At 36.0% G+C, this 9,060-nt stretch carries 8 protein-coding genes; all 8 read right to left on the minus strand.

The window, feature by feature from the left end:
• Positions 1-220: 220 nt before the first annotated feature.
• Positions 221-604 (minus strand): DUF4369 domain-containing protein, encoded by a 384-nt coding sequence (locus BLS44_RS25985; RefSeq protein ID WP_090393685.1) that lies wholly within the window; start codon positions 602-604, stop codon positions 221-223.
• A gap of 286 nt (positions 605-890) precedes the next feature.
• On the minus strand, positions 891-1,634 hold the full coding sequence (locus BLS44_RS25990; protein ID WP_090393686.1) for an alpha/beta hydrolase: 744 nt from the start codon (positions 1,632-1,634) through the stop codon (positions 891-893).
• A 78-nt stretch (positions 1,635-1,712) separates the two neighbouring features.
• Positions 1,713-2,000, minus strand: coding sequence for a Crp/Fnr family transcriptional regulator (locus tag BLS44_RS26885; protein WP_218127825.1), 288 nt, complete (start codon positions 1,998-2,000; stop codon positions 1,713-1,715).
• A 531-nt stretch (positions 2,001-2,531) separates the two neighbouring features.
• Complete coding sequence (locus tag BLS44_RS26000) at positions 2,532-3,794, minus strand: S41 family peptidase (protein WP_090393687.1); 1,263 nt, start codon at positions 3,792-3,794, stop codon at positions 2,532-2,534.
• A gap of 169 nt (positions 3,795-3,963) precedes the next feature.
• Positions 3,964-5,814 carry a DUF262 domain-containing protein gene (locus BLS44_RS26005; RefSeq protein ID WP_090393688.1) on the minus strand — a complete coding sequence of 617 codons (1,851 nt, stop codon included), beginning with the start codon at positions 5,812-5,814 and terminating at the stop codon, positions 3,964-3,966.
• A gap of 191 nt (positions 5,815-6,005) precedes the next feature.
• Positions 6,006-6,710, minus strand: coding sequence for a hypothetical protein (locus BLS44_RS26010; RefSeq protein WP_090393689.1), 705 nt, complete (start codon positions 6,708-6,710; stop codon positions 6,006-6,008).
• 152 nt (positions 6,711-6,862) lie between these two features.
• A complete protein-coding gene (locus BLS44_RS26015; RefSeq protein ID WP_090393690.1) occupies positions 6,863-7,567 on the minus strand; it encodes an MjaI family restriction endonuclease in 705 nt (234 codons plus the stop codon).
• On the minus strand, positions 7,560-8,813 hold the full coding sequence (locus tag BLS44_RS26020; protein WP_090393691.1) for a DNA methyltransferase: 1,254 nt from the start codon (positions 8,811-8,813) through the stop codon (positions 7,560-7,562). Before BLS44_RS26020 ends, BLS44_RS26015 begins: the two co-directional genes overlap by 8 nt.
• Positions 8,814-9,060 lie beyond the last annotated feature (247 nt).

The raw sequence follows: 9,060 nt of genomic DNA on the forward strand, positions 1-9,060 counted from the left end.
GATGGGCGGAAAATAGAAATTCAAATGTTCAGCCTTTGCACACCGCAAGCCGAAGCCGTTTTTGTTGGCTAATTTACGTTTTTCTGCCAAGAAAAACGGCGAAGGCGATGATAGTAGTACAAAAGTTGAGAACTTAACTGTCAGCCCACCTTTCATAAATACCTATGTTAGCGGTAGTCTTTATTTCATTTCGTAGATAGAAATAGAAGGAGAAAAATCACTACAAGTCACGCAAAAATGTAAGTACCCCCTTTTTCAGACAGCTATAAGTTGAGTATTTTTCTGCATTGACCCTGTACCCTATATCGGACACAGCTAAAGTAGATTTTTCGGGTGATGAACCTTTTATCACAGCATCTCTAAATTTTCCATTTTCAGCAGTAAAATGAATGAAACCGCTTTCAATCCAAAAAATTGTTATGTTTTTAAAATCAGGAGTGGTTATACCTACACTTTGATATTTTTTATTACTGCTTAAAAAGCCTTTGAAGGTAAATTTGGTGTTGATGATTTGTGTCGAGTCCATAAAAACATTTGATCCTGTTGAGAAGTCCCACAACTTAATGTAGGAGCTATCTGTAAGCCCTGATATTTCCCCAACAATTTCAAATTTTCGCTTTTGTGCTTGTGAAAAGCTGCATGTCGAAAATTGTAATAAATAAAAGTAATAATGAAGTCTTGGTCATGCTTTGAATTTTTAGGATGTATCTGAACAGCTTACACACAACGGCCGGCGGCCTTGCGATGGTGCGGCATCGAAGCTCGTCAGACGAGTTTTGCACCGAAGATAAATAGAATTACTGAAGCTGGGCATTTATTCTTCAGCCGCACTATCGCAAAACCGTATGTTGTATGCCGTTTTTATTTTACCCAATCGTACACATAAGTCGCTACTTCTTCCCAATTTTTGTCGCCACAAATAAAGTGCCCTCTGTTAGGAAAATATGAAAATCCTTAATGCTGTTTTCGTCTTTGTATGCCTTGAAATTTTTTTCATTAAGTCCTTTGGGAATGATATGGTCTTTTTCTCCCGCTATAAAAAGAAATGGAACATGGGGTTTGTCAAAATCTATTTTTGCAAATGACTTGGTTGTGCTTCTTGGTATGTTTCTACTTTCAGGAACAGCAAATTCATCAAAGGCTGCGTCTGATTCTTCTCTGGTCAAGTTGTTGCCAAAAGCATAGAACCACCACTTTTTAGAAGGATGAAAAACAGAGTCGCCTTTTAACGGATTTAGCACAGGCAAATTTGCTTCCAAAAAACTCCATTCAGTTGGGATAATGCCCGCAGGTGCAGCGCCATCAACCATAATACCTGCTGCGGCTTTGCCTAATTCTACAAGTTTTTGTACAGCAAGCCCACCCAAGGAATGCCCAATTAAAATAGGCTTCTCGGGCAAGGTGTTAATAAAAGTTGAAAGGTTGTTTACCACGTCTTCAAATGTTACAGCACCTAATTCTTCGGGTGTGCTTTCCCACATTTCTGTTACAGAATGGTCGTGATAAGGATTTGACGGGGCATGACAAGTATAACCTCTGTCTTCAAAAAATTTTACCCATCCTTTCCAACTTTTGGCGGTTACAAAAAGCCCGTGGCAAAAAACGATTGTCTTTGAGTTGATTCGATTGCTCATATTTTTTAGTTAAGTATTGTTTGATTGCAAAGCTAAAACTCTTGTTAACCAAATCCTTTAACCCAAGTTAAAATCGTATCACTTTACTGAAAGTCGTTTTCTTATGCGACTTAGGGATGGTCCTTGAATACCGAGATAAGAAGAGATGTGATATAGCGGTACATTGTTGAAAATATCAGGATGATGTTCTATCAAATCAAGGTATCTTTCTTCAGGTGTTTTGAACAAAAAACTTTCTGTTCTTTCGTTCACAATGTTGAATGCCTGCTGTGCCAATAGCCTGCCAAATCTTTCCCAGGCATGGGAATGCTGATATAGAAAAAGCAAATCTTCAATACAAATGCACAAAACGCTTGCTTCTGTCATAGCCTGCGTATGATAATCGCAGGGAACTTGGCTAATGAAACTCTTAAATGTTACTACAAATTGGTTAGATGAAAATAAAAAAACGTTTTTCTCTGTGTCAGTTTTTTCGTCAATAAGATAAGAACGGAAATCGCCGTTAATAATAAACCCTAAATATCTGCAAACAGTTCTTTGTTTATTGTAAAAGTCATTTTTTTGGTAAAGCTGATGTTGTCACATTTTTTTTGACAGCATAAATTCGTCATCGGTCATGCTTGCGAATTGTTGTATAGCGAAAGAAAGTTTGTCAAGGTCTGTCATAGCGATATATATAGGGTGTTGCAGAAAAATGGCATACAACGTCCGGCGGCTTTGCGATGGTGCGGCAATAGCGAACAAAAAGTTGAATTTAGCACCTCAGCAAGCCGTAGCCGTTTTTGTTGGCTAATTTACGTTTTTCTGCCAAGAAGAACGGCGAAGGCGATGATAGCAGTACAAAAGTTGAGAACTTAACTGTCAGCCGCACTATTGCAAAACCGATTGTTGTAGGCATTACTTCTTCTCTATAATTTCTGTTACCTGTTCAATCCAATTTTGGTCGTTTTCCAAAGTAATTTTGGGCTTTATTCCATAGTCTTCATACTTTAAAAGTTTAGCATCGCCTTTCATATCGGTAGGATATATTTCAAACTTACCACTTGGTAATTTATTCCTTTTCCCATAATTACTTCCATATGTCAACATGCCCTTTGTAGTTTGTCCAACTGTGGTAACATTTTTAAGTTTCTGCAATTTCAAGGTGAAAATTTCCGCTTGACTTAATGTGCCATTGTTTAGTAGTATGTATAAATGTCCGTGCTTTGTATACTTTTTTAAAAGCGAAAAATATTTTTTCATTTCTTTTTTTGCTCCGCCTTCATTATTTCTTAAATCTAAAACGAGGTATGTCTTGTTTAATGCAGACGTTATGGAGTCATAAAATTTTTGCGATGATAGCATAGTACTTTTGTCTGCTTGAAATGTTCTGATTAGTAAATACTGAATGTTATCACTAATGGTTTTTAACTCAAATTTTGAAGAGTTTGTCGGAAGATTCATATAGTCAGCGTGTCCAAGCTCCTTTGTGTAAATACTTTGGGAATAAGAACCATAGAAGTAAGAATTCACTAACGATTGATTCTTGTATTTTTCATTGGTTTGAAGAAGAAAATTTTTATATAACGGATGACCGTAAATGGCTTTATAATGGTTTGGAATATATTCGTACAAATGAATAGCAATCTGTCCCTTTTGCCATAATTTGATATTAGTGTCAAGTACAACACCAATATATTCCCTATCCCCACTTCTGAACAAACCAACAGAGTAGAATTTATCATAATGATAAATCCCCTCAATTGAATCAGCAGGTTTTTTAGCTAATTCAATTTTCAAAGAGTCAATATTGATTTCGCAGGTTGGATAGAGGTAGAATTCTTTTGTCGCTATAAAACTGTCAATGGTTTCTTTGGTTTTAAAGTTCTTATAGTCTGGGAGTTGATAAAATCCCAAGTGATTATCACGAAGTGGAAAAAGTAATTGCGACAGGTTATAAAAGTATTTATAGTTGTTTAGTTCGCTTGTCGTGTCCGAAGATAAACGGTTGAATAGGTTGATATAATTGTCCTGCTTGTTTCCCTTCATTTGAGCCTTAAAGGAGGGTGTCTTTTGAAGAATGGATTTTAATGCCGCTAAGTCTTCTAAATAAGTATTTGTCTGGGCTTTTGAAAGTCCTGTCAGGAAAATAAAAGCTGAAATTAAAGTTATTATTCTCATTTTTGGAGAGGTCGATTAGTATTGCGTACAACGTTTTGGGCATTGCCGAAGGCGGGGATTTTTAGCACTAAATTTCAATCGAAGAACGAATGTTGAACCTTGCACAAATGTCCAATCGAAGCCGTTCAGCCCCGCTTTTGGCAATACCTTGTTAGCGGTTCGGTGTTTTTTATTCTGCATAATAGTCTGTTGACCATAATTCTTCGCAAATTCGTTGTACAAGTTTTTGTCTGTCTGAAATGTCTTGTTTTTTAAATTGAGGGTGTGCCTTAAACTGTAATTTTCTGACAATATCTGAATTTAAAAAGTTTGGATTTTTCTCGTAATAGTTTGAGTGCAAAGTTTGGGCGTAAGTGTTTTCTTTGATATAATGTTCTAATTTATCTTCGTATTTGTCGCTGTTAAAGGATTGGTTTGTTCCTTGCGGTAACAGAAGTAAAGCACCAATAGAATTACGCCATTCTTGAAAATCATTTTTTTGCTCAAATTCGTCTGTATGTTCGTCAAATTTGTTTGCCCAAACGTGTTCTATTTCATATTGTTTTCCTGTCGGGTGGTGGTATGTTGTATAATTAGTGTCTTTGCCTACTAAATTGTCAATGTAGCTTGTAATTCTTGACAATAAGTGTTTGACAAACTTTCTGTTCATTCCGTGTAAACCAAACTCCCAAACATCATCCCAAGTTGCGTCTATTTGTTTAGTTTCTGCGGACAGATTTTTGTTCAATGTTTCAAGGTTGTTGTTGCGTATCAATTTTATCACATTAAACATTGTGTATTTAATGGCTGTCTGTCCGAATTTACGATAGTTTACGCTTCGTCTAACGGTAAATGTTTCTATAAACCTTGCTGTTCTGTCAATTTTGGTTTTGATTTCATCTTCTCTGTCAGAAAAGTTAATTGATGATAGGAGCAAAGGTTCTTGCAATGAGAGTGCAATTCCGTAATGTTGAATATAGTTGAGATGAGGAATTGTTTTGTCATATTGACTCATTGAATCCCAAACTTTCAAATACCATTTTACAAAAAACGGAAATTGAACTTTGAAAAAGTTGTAAAAATCTTCAGATGTTGAAAGTCCAAATAATTGTTTGTGATTGTCTTTAAACCAATTGTGAAATCTTGAACCGATTAACTCAAAATCTTGATTTTCTGAACCTGCTTTACCTGGACGAATTGTTACAGCGTATTTTCCTCGAAACCACGCTTGGAAAAACGATTGGTCTGCGTTTTCTTCATATTCGTGGAGTTTCTGAATTTGGGTTTTCCAAAGGTCGTTTATTTCGGTTCTTTGTTTTTTGTCTGTTATTTTTGAAAGCACATAACCTTTAAGCATTTCCGTTGCTGTTAAGTTAAGTCCTCTGTCGTTCATTGTTTCAAAAATAGTGTAAGCATTTTCGTCTGAATATGCAATGATTTCAATTATTACAACATTTTCAATAAACCAGTCAATAAAATATGGAAGAACATTTTCGTCTATTTCTTCTGGGAAACTTTCGCTAATGTCTTCATATCTTTCCATCATATTTTTAACGGTCTCATCGTCGTTTTCTGTGATTTCGTATTCTCCTTGTTCAAATAGTGCGGTTAGGCAATTTTCTCTTGCTTCATCGCTCATATTGAATGACTTTTCGCCATACTTTTCAGAAAATACCAACTCGCTGATTGCAACTTGTTGGGGTGATTTTTTTTGCAAGTGATTTAGATAAATCAACAAAAGTGAAATTGATGTAATTCTTTGTTGCCCGTCAATGATTGATTTTTTGTTGTTTTCAGGATTTACGCTAAAAACAACAGGTCCAAGATAATAACTCTGATATGTTGCAACATCTGAACGTTTATCGCCTTCTTTGTATGATTTGAGGAAAGTATTTGTCAAATCTTCAACTAACAACCTGATGTGTTTTTCTTGCCAACGATATTCTCGTTGAAAATAGTCAATCGTAAATTTTTGGTCTTTTAGAAGGTTGTTTATGCTTGTATCAGTCGCTTCTATTTTGTTTTTAATTTTCTGATTCATTGTTGCAATTGAATTTTAGGCTGTCGTTATACACTGACCGCTAACGTCCGGCGGCTTTGCGATGGTGCGGCAATAGCGAACCTTCAGTTGAGTTTCGCACCAAAGTTAAATAGAATTACCAAAGTTGAGCCTATAATCGTCAGCCGCACTATTGCAAAACCGCTTGTTACCTGCATTGTGCCTTTTTCACATCAATATTCCCATTCTGCTTTGTCAGGGTACATACGTTCAAATTTAAAAGCGTCAAAACTGTCAAACAAAGTTGTGGTAGGAAATGTGGTATTGTCTTCTTTCTTACCACCAAATGTGAGATGGACTAACGCGTAACATTTGTCGGAACCATTATTGTCATGGATTGAGAAAAGAATATCGTCTGTTTGTCTACTTTTACAAACAGCGGAGCATTCATAGTCTGCTAAAATATGTTTAGATGTCGACTTGATAATGCCAAAAAATGAACTTGATACTCTTTTGGTTTCTTTTTTTAATTCTGTGTCAAATAAAATTTTCTGTTCAATTGAAATTGTTTCCCACGGTTCTTCTACAAAAGGTCTTGGTGGGTCAGTTTGGAAGAAGTCCTCGATTACGTGCCGAAAAAGCCCTGCTATGTCAATACGTTTAGTTTCGTCTGGCAGTTCTTCTACATCGTCAAAAGTATAACCACCTATAGGATATAAAAAATAGCCATTTTCAAGCTGAACATTGATATTCAAAGAATGCCATTTTTTATAGTCAGGTTTGTTTATCGCCCAAAAATCCCAAACAGATTTCTGAACAAATTTATAATAGTTGTCTGTTGGGATAAAGTCACCAAAAACGCAACCCATACTTTCGTCACCAACTTGTAAGTCGGTGTGTCCAATTAAAGTCGTGTTTGAATAGACGGATGCTGTCATGGCATTACAGCTAACGTCCGGCGGCTTTGCGATGGTGCGGCAATAGCGAACCTTCAGTTGAGTTTTGCACTAAAGTTAAATAGAATTACCGAAGTTGAGCCTATAACTATCAGCCGCACTATTGCAAAACCGTTTGTTGGCGGTTAGTGGCTTTACTTCATCAGTCGTTTTATTTCTGTAATAATTTCTTCAATGACTTCGGTGTTGTAAATCTTCTTTGTCCCACTTGAACTTTTTGTAGAAAATACGAAAAACACTTTACCACCAAATTCTTTTTCAAATCTTTCGTGATTTTTTCGGTGCATTTCAATCCATTGGTATTGATTAAGTGCTTGTCCCGAAGCGATAGGCTTTATTTGAATACCAATGCTCGTATCATTTATTTTCACGAAAAAATCAACGCCATATGTTCTATCCCAATTATCGGGTGCTGGTTCAATTTTATGTCCGATTGCTCCTTCAAGTTGTCCGTAAATTGTTTCAATCTCTGTGCGATAGCCTTCGTAGGTTCTATTCAGAACCAAATTGTAAGCATAGTCAATACATTCTTCTTCCGAAATTTGTTCAAGTTCGTGTTGAACTACTTCTGAAAGTTTAATATAGAGTGTTTGTCCAAGAGCTGTAATGTATTCTTTGGTAATTTGAAGTCCTTCCTTTTTCTTTTGTTTGGCTTTTGTAAAATAAAATTCTTCCCATTCTTCATATTTTGTTGGTGCACAAGTCCTAATCAATTCAGAAGTTGCACCAACGCTATGAGCTTTGTTCAAGCCCCAACGGTTCATTCCATAATTTAGAAGTGTTTCTCGTTTAAATTTTAGGTTGTGTCCGTCAGAACCTGAGATATATTCCTTAGCCATTTTGTTCTTGTAATAAGTTTAAAAATTTTTCCTTGTATTTAAAATCAATATTGCTGTCCACTTGTACTAACCCGTTTTTGATTAAATGAGCATTAATAAATGTTTTGTTTTCCAAATAGAGATAACACAACAAATTGTTTTCATTGTCGTGTTTTACGCTGTCGTATTTTAAGAAAACTCGTTTCCCTTTCGTTTTGTCAATGAGAAATGCTGTGGCTTTCCCGTTAATAATCGGGTCTTCCTTAATACCGATAAGTTTTATTGTTAAGTCACTGCTCAAACGAATTTTTTCTGGACTAATAACTTCTTTTACGGTAAAGAATTCTTCACGTTTGGTCGAACTGTCTTTGTCAATTTTGGAACCAAATTGTAATTTCTTGACATCAATTTTTTTATCAAGCGTATGTGGGTCTTTAAAAATGTAGGGGAGTTTTTGAATTTCCTTTTCAAAGTTCACTTCAACTTCTTTTTGCTTCAAAAATTCATAAGCCGTTCCATTTAAGTCTTTTTGATGAACTTCTAATTTCTCTTTGATAAATGGAATAAAATCGGGATTAATTTCGTAACCAACAGAGTTGCGTTCTAAATTTTTTGAAGCCAATGCTGTTGTTCCGCTTCCTGCAAATGGGTCAAGCACCGTTTCGCCAACAAACGAAAACATTTTGATTAATCGTTTAGGCAATTCTTCGGGAAACATCGCTATGTGATTGTTTTGTCTTGCACCTGCAAAATTCCAATGTCCAGCAAAAAATGTATTCCATTCTTCTGCGGTCATTTTTGAAAGTTCTTTTTGTTCTTTTGTTGGTTTTGGCGCATCGCCTAATTTTTTGAAAACAAGAATAAATTCGTAATCCAATTTTAAAATTCCGTTTCTTGGATACGGATATGAACCCATTTGAACGCCGCCGCCTGTAGTGTTGGAAGTTGTAACTTTCTGCCAAATGATGGCTCCCATATAATCAAAGCCAATATTTTCGCAAAACTTGATGATTTCTTCACGAATGGGAATTACTTTGTAACGTCCATAATAAACTGCTCTGGCGAATTGGTCGCCAATATTTACACACAACCTGCAACCGTTGTGTAGCGTGCGGTAGCATTCTTTCCAAACCAAATTCAGGTTGTTGATATAATTTTCATAACTGTCGTGAAAACCGATTTGGTCGTCAGTTCCATAGTCTTTGAGTTGCCAATACGGTGGCGAAGTAATAGCCAAATGCACCGAATTATTGGGTAATTCTGTCATTTGTCGGCTGTCGCCATTTATTATTTTATGATGGGTTGTCAATGCTAAATTCTTTGGTACGAAGTTAGCTAAAATATCGGGGTAAATTGTAGAAAATCATCAAGATTTAAACTATCGCTCGATGTTTTGTGTGTCGTTTGTGCCATTACCGCCAACGGATACGTATTGGCGATGGGCGGAAAATAGAAATTCAAATGTTCAGCCTTTGCACACCGCAAGCCGAAGCCGTTTTTGTTGGCTAATTTAC

The organism is Niabella drilacis, assembly GCF_900101395.1.
In the GTDB taxonomy this organism is placed as follows: domain Bacteria; phylum Bacteroidota; class Bacteroidia; order Chitinophagales; family Chitinophagaceae; genus Niabella; species Niabella drilacis.